This is a genomic window from Dryocola sharpae (genome assembly GCF_051307055.1).
Taxonomy (GTDB): domain Bacteria; phylum Pseudomonadota; class Gammaproteobacteria; order Enterobacterales; family Enterobacteriaceae; genus Dryocola.
Genome location: NZ_CP149994.1, coordinates 1281094 through 1294195 on the forward strand (window position 1 = coordinate 1281094; position 13102 = coordinate 1294195).

12 protein-coding genes are annotated in these 13102 nt (G+C 56.4%); 4 read left to right on the forward strand and 8 right to left on the reverse strand.

The window, feature by feature from the left end:
• The first annotated feature begins 87 nt into the window (after window positions 1–87).
• Window positions 88–798 (forward strand): Bax inhibitor-1/YccA family protein, encoded by a 711-nt coding sequence (locus WLO31_RS06105; RefSeq protein ID WP_435929603.1) that lies wholly within the window; start codon window positions 88–90, stop codon window positions 796–798.
• On the opposite strand, the gene WLO31_RS06110 is transcribed toward WLO31_RS06105, so the two are convergent.
• The 3 genes from WLO31_RS06110 to WLO31_RS06120 are packed head-to-tail and all read right to left on the reverse strand — an operon-like array spanning window position 795 to window position 3816.
• A complete protein-coding gene (locus WLO31_RS06110; RefSeq protein WP_435929604.1) occupies window positions 795–1814 on the reverse strand; it encodes a lysylphosphatidylglycerol synthase transmembrane domain-containing protein in 1020 nt (339 codons plus the stop codon). The genes WLO31_RS06105 and WLO31_RS06110 overlap by 4 nt on opposite strands.
• Complete coding sequence (gene clsB / locus WLO31_RS06115) at window positions 1814–3058, reverse strand: cardiolipin synthase ClsB (RefSeq protein WP_435929605.1); 1245 nt, start codon at window positions 3056–3058, stop codon at window positions 1814–1816. Before clsB ends, WLO31_RS06110 begins: the two co-directional genes overlap by 1 nt.
• A complete protein-coding gene (locus tag WLO31_RS06120; protein ID WP_435929606.1) occupies window positions 3055–3816 on the reverse strand; it encodes an endonuclease/exonuclease/phosphatase family protein in 762 nt (253 codons plus the stop codon). Before WLO31_RS06120 ends, clsB begins: the two co-directional genes overlap by 4 nt.
• A gap of 133 nt (window positions 3817–3949) precedes the next feature.
• Between WLO31_RS06120 and WLO31_RS06125 the strand changes: the two genes are divergently transcribed.
• Window positions 3950–4357 (forward strand): YbhQ family protein, encoded by a 408-nt coding sequence (locus tag WLO31_RS06125; RefSeq protein ID WP_435929607.1) that lies wholly within the window; start codon window positions 3950–3952, stop codon window positions 4355–4357.
• Here WLO31_RS06125 and WLO31_RS06130 read toward each other — a convergent pair.
• The 5 genes from WLO31_RS06130 to cecR are packed head-to-tail and all read right to left on the reverse strand — an operon-like array spanning window position 4319 to window position 9988.
• On the reverse strand, window positions 4319–5425 hold the full coding sequence (locus WLO31_RS06130; RefSeq protein ID WP_435929608.1) for an ABC transporter permease: 1107 nt from the start codon (window positions 5423–5425) through the stop codon (window positions 4319–4321). The genes WLO31_RS06125 and WLO31_RS06130 overlap by 39 nt on opposite strands.
• 9 nt (window positions 5426–5434) lie before the next feature.
• Window positions 5435–6574 (reverse strand): ABC transporter permease, encoded by a 1140-nt coding sequence (locus WLO31_RS06135; protein ID WP_435929609.1) that lies wholly within the window; start codon window positions 6572–6574, stop codon window positions 5435–5437.
• Window positions 6561–8309, reverse strand: a complete 1749-nt coding sequence (locus WLO31_RS06140) for an ATP-binding cassette domain-containing protein (protein WP_435929610.1) — start codon at window positions 8307–8309, stop codon at window positions 6561–6563. Before WLO31_RS06140 ends, WLO31_RS06135 begins: the two co-directional genes overlap by 14 nt.
• The gene (hlyD, locus tag WLO31_RS06145; RefSeq protein WP_435929611.1) at window positions 8296–9303 is read right to left on the reverse strand and encodes a secretion protein HlyD; all 1008 of its coding nucleotides are present in this window, start codon (window positions 9301–9303) and stop codon (window positions 8296–8298) included. The genes WLO31_RS06140 and hlyD overlap by 14 nt, the downstream gene beginning before the upstream one ends.
• Window positions 9293–9988: a transcriptional regulator CecR gene (cecR, locus tag WLO31_RS06150; protein WP_435929612.1), complete on the reverse strand. Its 696-nt coding sequence runs from the start codon at window positions 9986–9988 to the stop codon at window positions 9293–9295. The genes hlyD and cecR overlap by 11 nt, the downstream gene beginning before the upstream one ends.
• Window positions 9989–10238: 250 nt before the next feature.
• On the opposite strand from cecR, the gene rhlE reads away from it, so the two are divergent.
• Entirely contained in the window at window positions 10239–11606 is a 1368-nt protein-coding gene (gene rhlE / locus WLO31_RS06155) for an ATP-dependent RNA helicase RhlE (protein ID WP_435929613.1), read from the forward strand.
• 116 nt (window positions 11607–11722) lie between these two features.
• Entirely contained in the window at window positions 11723–12655 is a 933-nt protein-coding gene (dusC, locus tag WLO31_RS06160; RefSeq protein ID WP_435929614.1) for a tRNA dihydrouridine(16) synthase DusC, read from the forward strand.
• Window positions 12656–13102 lie beyond the last annotated feature (447 nt).

Genomic DNA, 13102 nt, shown 5'->3' on the forward strand with positions numbered 1-13102 from the left:
AGGCGCGCCGTTGGAGTTGTGTTAATCTTAAGCATGGTAGGCTTTTCAGCCTGAAGTCAGGTTAACGCAATTAACAGAGGTAGCATCATGGATCGATTCCCCCGTTCCAATGACACAATCGTTCAACAGGCGCGTACCGGCCTGCAGGCATACATGGCGCAGGTTTACGGCTGGATGACCTGCGGGCTGTTACTGACCGCTTTTATTGCCTGGTATGCCGCCAATACCCCGGCGGTGATGGAGTTTGTCTTCTCCAGTAAGATCACTTTCTTCGGGCTGATTATCGCCCAGCTGGCGCTGGTTTTTGTGCTCTCCGGCATGGTGCAAAGGCTGAGCGCAGGCATGGCGACCACGCTGTTTATGCTTTACTCGGCGCTGACGGGCCTGACCCTATCCAGCATCTTTATCGTTTATACCTATTCGTCTATCGCCAGCACCTTTGTGGTGGCGGGCGGCATGTTTGGCGCCATGAGCCTGTATGGCTACACCACCAAACGCGATCTTAGCGGTTTCGGTAATATGCTGTTTATGGCGCTGATCGGCATCGTGCTGGCTTCGCTTGTCAACATCTGGCTGAAAAGCACCGCCCTGATGTGGGCGGTGACCTACATCGGCGTGATTGTATTTGTGGGCCTCACCGCCTACGACACGCAGAAGCTGAAAAATATCGGCGAACAGATTGACGCGCGCGATACGCAAAATATGCGTAAGTATTCCATCCTTGGCGCGCTGACGCTCTATCTGGACTTCATCAACCTGTTCCTGATGCTACTGCGTATTTTTGGCAACCGTCGTTAGGTTGAAACCTTGTGGTCCGGCCCCTCTTCCTCCGAAGCAGGGGCGTTCTTCTCTTCTTTGCGCATCTTTTTCTCGTTCTTCACCCGCAGCTTTTTCGCCCGGCTTTCCAGCGCCAGATAACAGACAATGGCCAGCAGCAGCGGGGCGATAAAGTAGAGCAAACGGTAGGCGAGCAGGGCGGCGATAATGGCGCCGTGGCTGGTGTGTTCCCCGGCCAGCAGCGCGATAAATACCGCTTCCAGCACTCCGATGCCCGCCGGGATATGCACAATAACCCCGACGATACTGCTCACCAGCAGCACCCCCAGCACGAAGAAGTAGTTCACTTCCTGGCCCAGCAGCAGCCAGATAATGGCGCCCATCGCCATCCAGTTGGCGCTGGAGATAACCATCTGCGCAATGGCGAACTTAAACGACGGCAGCACCAGCTTCTGCCCCTTTACCGTCATATGGCGGTGTTTGGCAAAAGCGCAGAACCACAGATAGATTACGATGATCGCCAGCAGCGCGATGCCAATAATGCGCAGCGTCGTCTGATTGATATACCAGTGGTCCGGCAGTTGCACGACGCCGGCGGTAAAGATCACCCCGCCCAGCAGAATGTACCCAAGCCAGTTGGTGGAAATACTCAAAGAGAAGATGCGCGTGATAGTGCTGCCGGGCAGGCCAAGACGCGAATAGAGCCGGTAGCGCATGCCTATCCCGCCGACCCAGGTGCTGAGCGTCAGGTTAAAGGCGTAGCAGATAAAAGAGACCAGCATTACCTGGCGTTTAGCCAGCTTATGGCCGCAGTAGGCCCGCCCCAGCAGATCGTAGCAGCCATAGAGCAGATAGCTCACGATCACCAATCCCACGGCGCTGAAAAGCGCGATGCGGTTGTAGCCGCGGATAACCTTCCACACCTCCTGCCAGTCGACCTTCTGGGCATAGACCACCAGCAGCACAATCACAGCGATAAAAAACAGCCAGGTAAGGATCTTCTTTGCCTTACGCCACTTGGGATGCGAGTGAGCCATTACAGTTTTACTCCCTCGTTATCGGAATCGACCCGGTCCTGCGTCTCCATTTCAGGCTGTACGGGCGGCTCAACCAGCGCCAGGCGCGGGGTATGCCCGGGCAGCCAGCCCACCAGGGCGGGGAAGTGGCGTAAAAAGTGGAACACCACCACGCTTTTGCCCAGGTTCCACCAGGTACGTTTGGGGATCAGAGTCTCATCCACCTGCTGACAGTCTTCGCTGATGAGGCGGCTAAGATTGTCACGTAGCTGCTGATTGAAATTCATATCGTAGACGATCAGGTTCGCTTCCAGGTTGAGGGAGAGGCTCAGGGGATCGAGATTGCTGGAGCCGACGGTAGCCCAGTGATCGTCCATCAGCGCTACTTTGCCATGCAGCGGCCTGCGCAGGTATTCATAGACTTCGACGCCGCCTTTTACCAGATAGTTATAGAGCAGGCGGGCGCCTACTTTCACGATAGGCATATCCGGCTCGCCCTGAACAATGAGCTTCACTTTTACGCCGCGGCGGGCGGCGTTGCGCATGGCGTGCAGCAGCCGGTAGCCGGGAAAGAAATAGGCGTTGGCGATAATCACTTCCTGCTTCGCGTTGCTTAACATCTTCAGGTAGTAGCGCTCGATATCGTCCCGGTGCTGGTCGTTATCGCGCCAGACAAACAGCGCCTGCGCCTCGCCCGGCATCGGGTTATCCTGCGCCTGATGACGGCGGCGGCTCCACCAGCGGCGCGGGCGTTCATGCCCCGGCAGGTTAGAGACTATAAAGCCTGAAATATCATCCACCACCGGCCCTTCAACCCTGACGGCGTAGTCCTGCTTCGCCTGCGGGCCGTAGTTAATCATATGCTCGGCGGAGTAGTTAATACCGCCGACAAAGGCGAGCTGGCCGTCCACCACCACCAGCTTGCGGTGCATCCGGCGGAAGACGTTGGTACGCATGCCGAAAAGCGGCGGGCGGGGATCGTAATAGCGAAACTTCACCCCGGCGCTGGTGAGCTGGCTGACAAACTCATCGCTTAAATCGGGAGAGCCGTAGCCATCCAGCAGCACGTCGACGCTTACGCCACGCTTAGCCGCGTTCAGAATAACCTTGTGAAGCTGTTTGCCGACATCGTCCTCAAACCAGATAAAGGTTTCGAGGATCACCGTATTACGCGCGTTGTCGATCGCTTCAAACACCGCCGGGAAAAATTCATCGCCATTTTCCAGCAGTTCGATGCGGTTACCGTCGCGCCAGTTATTTTTCATATATGGATCTCCACGGCGAGCGGAGCATGATCGGACAGATGACGCCAGTGACGCAGATTGAGGGTCGAAGGCGCGCTGACATGCGCGTGTTTGACGTAAATTCTGTCCAGGCGCAGCAGCGGCAAGCCTGCCGGGAAAGTGCGGGCGGGGCGGCCATAGGCGCGGGTAAACACTTCGTCCAGCCCGGCCTGCTTTTTGAGTAAACGATTCGCTTTTTGCCGCCAGTCGTTGAAATCTCCGGCAACGACCACGGGATCGCCTTCGGGCAGGCCGTTAACCAGCTCGCACAGCATATTCAGCTGCGCCTGGCGGTGTTCTTCGCGCAGCCCAAGGTGAACGCAAATGATGTGTACGCAAACGCTCTGGTCCGGCACGGTCAACTGGCAATGCAGCATGCCCCGCTTTTCATGGCCGTCCACGGAGATATCGCGATTATCAAACTGGGTAATGGGAAAGCGGGAAAGCACGGCGTTGCCGTGATGCCCCTCCGGATAAACGGCGTTGCGCCCGTAGGCAAAATCGTTCCACACGGTATCGGCCAGAAATTCATAGTGGCTGGTTTCAGGCCAGTTTTCGAAGCGCACCGAATGAGCCTCGTGCGCGCCCATCACTTCCTGAAGGCAAACAATATCTGCCGCTACCGTGCGCACCGCATCCCGAAGCTCCGGCAGAATAAAACGACGGTTAAAAGTGGTGAAGCCCTTGTGTGTATTTATCGTGAGCACTTTAAAAGAAAAGCGCGGAGTCTGATGTGCCATGCCGCTCCCGGTCTTTTTGTTTTCCTGGTGTAAATAAAGTGTAGTCTTTGTCACAAAAAGAGGGCGGGTTGCGGAATTTTCCGTACACTGGCGTACTCTCAATGACAGGATAAACCATGCCAGGAGTAAAAACATGAAGTGGCAACAGCGCATACAGGTGACAACCGGCCTGACTTGTTGGCAGATTATGCTGCATTTTATGGTTGTGGTTGCGCTGCTGGCGGGCTGGAAAATGAAGGCGCTTATCCCGGTCGGCGTGGGCCTGTGTCTGCTTTATGTGGCAACGGTGGCGGTGATGTTCGCCCTGCAGCGCTTTCACAGCGGCAGGCTGCGTGACATCGGCGACTTCCTGGAGGAGTTAACCACCAGCTGGTATTTCGGCTCGGCGATGATTGCGCTCTGGCTGCTGTCCCGCGTGGTAGAAAGCAATCTGCTTATCGCAGCAGCAGGCCTGGTGATGATTGCCGGACCCGCCGTTTACTCCCTGCTTGCCAAAGACAAATCAGGCAACTTTACGCCGAAACATCCAGTACGCCGCTGATATCGTGACGGCCGCTATCACCAGCAGCGGCCACACGCTGCCCCACACGATGTCAAAACTCGCATCCTTCAGGTAAATCTGTTTCGTAATGTCGGTGAAATGCCGGATAGGGTTTACCCAGGTTATATCCTGCAGCCACACCGGCATATTCTCTACCGGGGAAACGTAACCCGAAAGCAAGATCGCCGGCATCATAAAGACAAAAACCCCGATAAACGCCTGCTGCTGCGTTGAGCACAGCGCGGAGATAAGCAGCCCAAAGCCTACCAGAGACAGCCCGTAAATCAGCATCGTGAAATAGAACAGCAGCACCGATCCGGAGAAGGGGATATGATAGCCCCAGATGCCCACGCCCAGCACGATAGTGGCCTGTCCGATAGCGACAATCTGCGCGGGTACAGCTTTGCCGACGAAAATCTGCCAGGTAGCCAGCGGCGATACCAGAAGCTGATCGAGCGTTCCCTGTTCACGCTCGCGGGCAACCGACAGCGAGGTGACAATCATCACGCCGATGGTGGTTATCATGGCGATAAGCGACGGCACCACGAACCATTTGTAATCCAGATTCGGGTTATACCAGTTACGCACCACCAGCTCGATGTTGTTCGGCAACGGCCGCCCGGTGAGCAGCTCCTGCTGATAGTTTTTCACTATCTGCTGCAGATAGTTGGCGGCAATCTGGGCGCTGTTAGAGTTACGGCCATCCAGAATAATTTGCAGCTTTGCGGGCTGGCTGTTTGCCAGATCGCGCGAAAAATCCGCCGGGAAGCGAATCAGCAGCAGCGCCTTTTGGTTGTCGATGGTTGGCTGTATTTCCTGCGGGCTCTTTAACAGCAGCACGTGGTTAAAGGCTTTTGCTCGGGCAAAACGCTGCGTCAGCTCCACGGAATGGCTGCCGTTATCCTCGTTATAAATCGCAATGGTCGCGTTGGTTACTTCAAGCGTTGCGGCAAAGGGGAACAGCACAACCTGCAGAATGACCGGCGCGATGAGAATGGCGCGCGTCTGAGGTTCGCGCAGCAGAGATTGCAGCTCTTTGCGAATCAAGGTCCATAGTCGATAAAACATGGCTTTCCCTTAATCAAGACGACGTTTGGTCTTCAGCGCCGTCAGGCCGATAAACATCACCGCCGAGGCAACCAAAAACAGCACGTTGACCACCAGCACCGTGGCGATATTCCCCGCCAGAAAAAGGCTTTGCAGCGTGCTGACGAAGTAGCGTGCGGGTATCACATAGGTTACCGCGCGAATAATCGCGGGCATGCTGTCAATCTGAAAGATAAAGCCCGACAGCATAATTGACGGCAGAAACGCGGCGTTCAGCGCGACCTGAGCGGCGTTAAACTGGTTGCGTGTAGTAGTGGAAATCAGCAGGCCCATGCCGAGCGTGCTGAGCAAAAACAGGCTGGTGATAAGAAATAAGAGCAGCAGCGACCCGCGATAAGGCACGCCGAGAATAAAGACCGAAACCAGCATGCACAGCAGCATTGCCAGCATGCCGAGCACGTAATAAGGCAGCAGCTTGCAAAGTAATAGCTCGGTGCGCGTAACCTGGGTTGAAAGCAGCGCTTCCATAGTGCCGCGCTCCCATTCACGCGCGACGACCAGCGAAGTGAGGATCGCGCCGATGACCGTCATGATGATCGTTATCGCCCCAGGGATAATAAAATGCTGGCTGATGGCGGCAGGGTTAAACCAGTAGCGCAGCTGCACGTCGATCAGCGGTTCAAAGCTTTCGCCACGATCTTCCGCGCGCTGCTGTTGCCAGATCTGCCAGATCCCTTCCATGTAGCCCTGCACAAAATTCGCGGTGTTCGGTTCGCTACCGTCGGTAATGACCTGAATCGGCGCGGTTGCGCCCGCACGCGCCATGTTCTGCGCAAAGTCGGTTGGGATAACCACCATGCCGCGAATCTTCCCCGCCTGCATAAGCTGAATCAGCTCATGACGGCTATCGCTGATGGTAGGCTGGATATAGGGCGAGGCGCTGATGGTATGGGCGAAGTCCAGCGCTTCCTCGCTTTGCTGCTCCAGCAGAACGCCTACGTGCAGACGGCTGGAGTCGAGGTTGATCCCATAGCCGAAGATAAACAGCAGCAGCAGGGGGATCACGACGGCAATCAACCAGCTGCCTGGGTCGCGCACAATCTGCCGCGTTTCCTTCACGCACAGGGCGCGTACCCGCCGCCAGGAAACAATTTGCTTATGCTCGCTCATGTTCATGCTCCTTATCCCACTCGTGTATCAGCGTGATAAATGCCTGTTCCATGGTCGGATCGGTTTGCTCATCGTTCGCCGCCTGCTGTTTAAGATCGTCCGGCGTGCCGCTGGCGATAAGCTTTCCGCGATAGACAAGGCCTATACGGTCGCAGTATTCCGCCTCGTCCATAAAGTGCGTGGTGACCATTACCGTCACGCCTTTTTCGACCATGCTGTTGATGTGCAGCCAGAATTCGCGGCGGGTGATGGGGTCAACGCCCGAGGTCGGCTCATCGAGAAAAAGTATGTCCGGCTCGTGCATCAGCGAGCAGGCCAGCGCCAGACGCTGTTTAAAACCGAGCGGCAGGGAATCCGTCGCGCTGTTAAAAATTGGCCGGAGGTTGAATGCCTCGCTCATGCTGCGGATTTTTGCTTCCTGATGCTTGCCGCGCAGGCCGTACACGCCGGAGAAGAAGCGCAGGTTTTGCTCCACCGTCAGGTTGCCGTAGAGCGAAAATTTCTGCGCCATATAGCCCAGACGCTGTCGCGCCTTGCCCGAACTGGTTTTTAAATCCATATTCAGCACCAGCGCCTGGCCGGAGGTTGGCACCAGCAGGCCGCACATCATTTTAAAGGTGGTGGATTTCCCCGCGCCGTTTGGCCCCAGCAGCCCGAAGATTTCTCCGCGCTGTACGGTAAAATCCACATGGTCGGTTGCGGCAAAATCGCCAAATTTTTTGGTCAGCTGTCTGGCTTCAATCACCGTTTCTTCGTGGCTGCCTTCCACGGTATGCAGAATTTTACCGAGCGGCGATTCCTGTTCCCCTGCGCCGCCCAGCAGGTCGATAAATGCATCTTCAAATCGCGGCTCGGTTTGCATGATACGATCGGAAGGCAGCTTCAACGCCTCCGTCAGCGCTTCAGGACTGGCCTCTTTGGCGAGGATCAGCCGCACCGATCGCCCCTGGATCACCCCGTCGCTCACCTGCGGCAGCTTTAGCGCCCGCTGCAGCAGCTTGCGGTTGTTTTCTTCGCCGTGGCTCACCAGCAGCGAACGGCCGGCCATCTTCTGCGTCAGCTCCTTTGGCGCGCCGTGATAAAGCAGCTCGCCTTCGTTCATCAGCAGTACCTCACGACACTGTTCGGCTTCGTCGAGATAGGAGGTGCTCCATAAAATCAGCATTCCTTCGCCCGCCAGCTCGTGCACCATCTGCCACAGCTCGCGGCGCGAAATAGGATCGACGCCCACGCCCGGTTCATCAAGCAGCAGCACTTTTGGCTGACCGACCAGCGTGCAGGCAAGACCAAGCTTCTGCTTCATGCCGCCGGAAAGCTTGCCCGCCAGACGCGAAGTGAACGGCGCAAGGGAGGTAAATTCCAGCAGGCGTTTAAACGTCGTTTCACGCTCCTTGCCCGTCACGCCGCGCAGATCCGCATACAGCGTGAGGTTTTCCATCACCGTTAAATCCTCATACAGCCCGAACTTTTGCGGCATGTATCCCAGCACGGCGTGCAGGGCACGGTCGTCTTTTACGGGGTCCAGTCCGATGACGTCCGCATTTCCCTCGGTCGGTTTAAGCAGGCCCGCCAGCATGCGCATTAATGTAGTTTTACCCGCGCCGTCCGGCCCAACCAGGCCGGTGACTTCGCCCGCATGGATTTCACAGTCAAGGCTCGCTACGGCAGGCTTCTCCAGCCCCGGAAAGCTTTTCATCAGCCCGCGCAGGCGGATGATGCCCTCACTGCTGCTCATGCCGCTCTCCATCGTTAAAACTGACGGTGACCGGCATGCCCTGACGCAGCGAGTCGTCCGCGTCGGTGACGATAATGCGCAGGCGATAGACTAAATCGGTACGCAGATCGGGCGTCTCAACCGTTTTCGGCGTGAATTCAGCGGTAGGGGAAACGAATCCTATTTTGCCGTGATAAGGTTTATCGGGCCGGCCGTCGGTATAAATCTGCACTTCCGTGCCGGGCTGCGCCTTGCTCAGGCTGGCTTCGTTGACATAGGCGCGTACCCAGACCGGGCGCGTCAGGGAAAGCGTCAGCACCGTGCTTCCGGCGTTCAGCATGCTGCCAGGCTCTACGGCGCGGGTCAGTATCGTGCCGTCGGAAGGAGCAATAAGCGTGGTGTCCTGTAAATCCAGCTGCGCCTGGGCGAGCTGCGCTTTGGCCTGTTGCAGGCCGGCCTGCGCCTGCGCGATTTCCTGCGGACGATTGCCGGAACGGTACTGGCTGAGCTTGTCCTGCGCGGCTTTTAGCGTGGCTTTAGCCTGGCTGCTTGCGGAGCGGGCGTTTTCCAGATCGTTTGCGGAAACCACACGTCTGGCCCACAATCCCTGCTGGCGCTGATAAAAGTTCTGCGCATAGTCGTAAGCGGCCTGGGCCTGATTGACCTGCGCTGCGGCCTGGGAAATTTCTTCATCGCGGTAGCCTGCAATCACCAGATCGAATTTAGCCTGGGCGGCCGCGACGTTGGCTTCCGCCTGCTGCAGGGCGTTCTGATACGGGCCCTTATCCAGCTCGCCAAGGGTTTCTCCGGCCTTAACTGCGTCGCCTTCATCCACTTTCAGCGTGGCAAGGCGCCCGCCCGCGCGAAAGCTCATATTGACGGTGCGAATATCCACATTGCCGTAGAGCGTCAGCGGTTTCTCCCGCGTGCTTTGATACCACAGCCAGCCGCCGGCACAGACGGCCAGCAGCGCAATAAGTACTGTCACCACAATAATCGGTTTTTTATCTTTCATCGCCCGCTCTTCCTCGCTCAGCAGATAATCCCTGCAGGATGAAATCGACGTGGCTTAGCACCACGTCGCTGATTTGCTGCACGCAGGCCTTATCGAACGTTGTCCAGCCGGTGCGTAATAAAATCGTCTCGCGCACTAAGCGGAAGGCAAGCACCTGTCCGAGCAGAGCGTGGGTGTGCAAAATGGTTTCGGTATCTGACGGATCGCGTCCCGTGTAACGGCCTACCAGGCCTGTGAAATGCGCATGCATCGGCGCAATCACCCGGTTGTGAATGAGCTGGTAGGCGGGCGTGGGCGAAAGCTGCTCGCGCGAGATAAATTTGCTCAGGTTCAGCGTTTCATCGGCGGTGAGCAGGCTAATCATATGGCGACAGGCGGTGTGAATCAGCTCGCGGATTTGCGCTTTGTCCGGCTCGGGCTGGCTAAGAATGGCTTCGGCGCTTTGCACATGAGGCTCAAAGTTGTGGCTGATGAAATCCGCAATCCACCGGGCCGAGGCCATATAAAGCTCTTCTTTTGAGCCGAAATAATAGGTGATGGCCGCGATATTTTGCCCGGCAAGGGCGGCGATATCACGCGTGGTAGCGTGCAGGCCGTATTCGCCAAACTGAGCAATAGCGGCATTGATAAGGGTATTTTTAGCCTGTTCACCGCGGGAGGTGACGGGCGTCGGCGTGGCGTTCATACCGACCTCTTCAAAAGTTAATCAATCGATTGATTAAGCGTAAGCCGTCACCCTCAGGATGTCCAGCGGCGAGTATTTATGCTGTGAAAGGCCGGTAAAAAGAGAAATTGTGCGGAGTATCACAAAAGCTGCTACACTGCGCCCCTTACGGCACCGTGGTTTGTGCCCCTCTACTCGCCAGGATACTGGCGTCATATGAACCCCTGGAAACTACACCGCGAACGGCGGTCAGGGCGATTCTGGAGTACCTATGTCTTTTGATTCTCTCGGCCTGAATGCCGATATTCTGCGTGCGGTGGAAGAGCAGGGCTATCGTGAGCCTACCCCAATCCAGCGCCAGGCGATCCCGGTAGTATTAGCAGGCCGTGACCTGATGGCCAGCGCCCAGACCGGCACCGGCAAAACCGCAGGTTTTACCCTGCCGCTGTTGCAACGCCTTGTCGACAAGGAGCCGCACGCTAAAGGTCGTCGCCCGGTGCGCGCCCTGATCCTGACGCCAACCCGCGAGCTGGCCGCTCAGATTGGCGAAAACGTGCGTGATTACAGCAAATATTTAAATCTCCGCTCGCTGGTGGTTTTCGGCGGGGTGAGCATTAACCCGCAGATGATGAAACTGCGCAGCGGCGTCGACGTGCTGGTGGCGACCCCTGGCCGTCTGTTAGATCTGGAACATCAGAACGCCGTAAAACTCGACCAGGTCGAAATCCTGGTGCTTGATGAAGCCGACCGTATGCTGGACATGGGCTTTATTCACGACATTCGCCGCGTGCTGGCAAAACTGCCCGCTCGCCGCCAGAACCTGCTGTTCTCCGCCACGTTCTCCGACGACATTAAAGGCCTGGCAGAGAAGCTGCTGCACAATCCGGAAGAGGTCTCCGTGGCGCGCCGCAACACCGCTTCTGAGCAGATTACCCAGCACGTGCATTTCGTTGATAAGAAACGTAAAAGAGAACTGCTGTCGCAGATGATCGGCGAAGGGAACTGGCAGCAGGTGCTGGTCTTTACGCGTACCAAACACGGCGCCAACCACCTGGCTGAACAGCTGGACAAAGACGGTATTACCGCCGCCGCCATCCATGGCAACAAGAGCCAGGGCGCTCGTACCCGCGCGCTGGCCGATTTCAAAAGCGGTGGTATTCGCGTGCTGGTAGCAACGGATATCGCGGCTCGCGGCCTGGATATTGAAGAGCTGCCGCACGTTGTCAACTACGAGCTGCCGAACGTGCCGGAAGATTACGTGCACCGCATCGGCCGTACCGGCCGCGCTGCGGCAACCGGCGAAGCGCTGTCTCTGGTTTGTGTTGATGAGCACAAGTTGCTGCGTGACATCGAACGCCTGCTGAAACGCGAAATCCCGCGCATGGCGATTCCGGGCTACGAAGTGGATCCTTCTATCCCTGCCGAGCCAATCGTAAACGGACGTCAGCAGCAGCGTGGCGGCGGACGCGGTGGTCAGGGGCAGGGCCAGCGCCGCGGCGGAAACAGCAACAGCAGCGCGCCGTCCGATCGCAGCGGTGCGCCGCGTCGTCAGTCCCGCCCTCAGGGCGATGGCGCAGCTAAACCCGCTGGGGCAAACGGCCGTCGTCGTCCGCCTCGCAAGCCTGCCGCATCTGGCTAATGTGCTATACGTAGGGCGGGTAAGCAACGCGCCATTCGCCAGTTTTCGGCGGATGGCGCTGGCGCTTATCCGCCCTACGCACTAACATAGCGCCTCTTTTTTTACCGGAAAACGTTATGCGTGTACTCCTCGCGCCGATGGAAGGCGTTCTCGACTCTTTAGTTCGTGAACTCCTGACCCAGGTGAACGACTACGACCTGTGTATCACCGAATTTCTGCGCGTGGTCGATCAGCTTTTGCCGGTAAAATCCTTCCATAAGCTTTGCCCGGAATTACTGCATAACAGCCGCACGCCTTCGGGTACGTTGGTGCGTGTACAGCTTCTGGGCCAGTATTCGCAATGGCTGGCAGAAAATGCCGCGCGCGCCGTTGAGCTCGGTTCCTGGGGCGTCGATCTCAACTGCGGCTGCCCGTCGAAACTGGTTAACGGCAGCGGCGGTGGCGCAACGCTCCTCAAAGATCCCGAGCTTATCTATCGTGGCGCAAAAGCCATGCGTGAAGCGGTGCCTGCGGCGTTGCCGGTGACGGTCAAAATACGCCTCGGCTGGGACAGTGGCGCCAGACAATTTGAAATTGCCGATGCCGTGCAGCAGGCAGGCGCTACGGAACTTGTTGTCCACGGGCGCACGAAAGAAGATGGTTATAAAGCAGAGCTGATCAACTGGGCGGCCATCGGCGAAATCCGCCAGCGGCTGTCCATTCCGGTAATCGCTAACGGCGAAATCTGGGACTGGCAAAGCGCGCAGGATTGTCTCGCCGCTACGGGCTGTGATTCAGTCATGATCGGCCGCGGGGCGCTAAACGTGCCGAATCTGAGCCGGGTCATCAAATATAATGAACCGCGCATGCCCTGGACGGAAGTGGTAAAGCTGCTGCAAAAATACAGCCAGCTCGAAAAGCAGGGCGATACCGGCATGTATCACGTGGCACGCATCAAGCAGTGGCTGGGCTATCTGCGAAAAGAATACGCTGAGGCGACGGATTTATTTGCGGAAATCCGCACGTATAAAACCTCGTCTGATATTGCCCGCGCCATAGGCGCGTTATAATTAACGGAAAGGATAATAAATAACCCCTTATCGTTATTTAACCTGCGTCAGGTTCAACTTATTTATTACAAATAGAAAAGAAATTGCCGTCTACTGTTAAATTACTCACAGTTTGATGAGTTGCTTTGGTTTCATGCTGGATAATAAATAATCCCGGTGTTAGGATGTGCAGGCAAATTAAAAACGGGATTGTTACTGTATAAACAGGCAAAACCTAATTCTTAACGGCTCTATACTCGCCTGTAAGAATTAGGTTTTTTTGTTTTTAATAACCTATGCCAGCGGCGCAGGGCGCCTGTTTTCGGCAATGAAATTTATTTTTTATTACGTGATGTTGTAAAGGAATCCACTAATAAGAAAATGTTAGCGCCGACTCTTTTTTATCTGCGGGCGATATTAACTGCGAAAAAAGCCGTCGCTTGCGGTTGATAAACGAACCATTCATCA

What these genes read in the sequence shown, in the direction of transcription:
- cecR (WP_435929612.1), bottom strand. Translation starts at nt 9,988, where the DNA reads ATGAACGCCACGCCGACGCCCGTCACCTCCCGCGGTGAACAGGCTAAA.
- dusC (WP_435929614.1), top strand. Translation starts at nt 11,723, where the DNA reads ATGCGTGTACTCCTCGCGCCGATGGAAGGCGTTCTCGACTCTTTAGTT.
- WLO31_RS06120 (WP_435929606.1), bottom strand. Translation starts at nt 3,816, where the DNA reads ATGGCACATCAGACTCCGCGCTTTTCTTTTAAAGTGCTCACGATAAAT.
- clsB (WP_435929605.1), bottom strand. Translation starts at nt 3,058, where the DNA reads ATGAAAAATAACTGGCGCGACGGTAACCGCATCGAACTGCTGGAAAAT.
- hlyD (WP_435929611.1), bottom strand. Translation starts at nt 9,303, where the DNA reads ATGAAAGATAAAAAACCGATTATTGTGGTGACAGTACTTATTGCGCTG.
- WLO31_RS06125 (WP_435929607.1), top strand. Translation starts at nt 3,950, where the DNA reads ATGAAGTGGCAACAGCGCATACAGGTGACAACCGGCCTGACTTGTTGG.
- WLO31_RS06105 (WP_435929603.1), top strand. Translation starts at nt 88, where the DNA reads ATGGATCGATTCCCCCGTTCCAATGACACAATCGTTCAACAGGCGCGT.
- WLO31_RS06110 (WP_435929604.1), bottom strand. Translation starts at nt 1,814, where the DNA reads ATGGCTCACTCGCATCCCAAGTGGCGTAAGGCAAAGAAGATCCTTACC.
- WLO31_RS06140 (WP_435929610.1), bottom strand. Translation starts at nt 8,309, where the DNA reads ATGAGCAGCAGTGAGGGCATCATCCGCCTGCGCGGGCTGATGAAAAGC.
- rhlE (WP_435929613.1), top strand. Translation starts at nt 10,239, where the DNA reads ATGTCTTTTGATTCTCTCGGCCTGAATGCCGATATTCTGCGTGCGGTG.
- WLO31_RS06130 (WP_435929608.1), bottom strand. Translation starts at nt 5,425, where the DNA reads ATGTTTTATCGACTATGGACCTTGATTCGCAAAGAGCTGCAATCTCTG.
- WLO31_RS06135 (WP_435929609.1), bottom strand. Translation starts at nt 6,574, where the DNA reads ATGAGCGAGCATAAGCAAATTGTTTCCTGGCGGCGGGTACGCGCCCTG.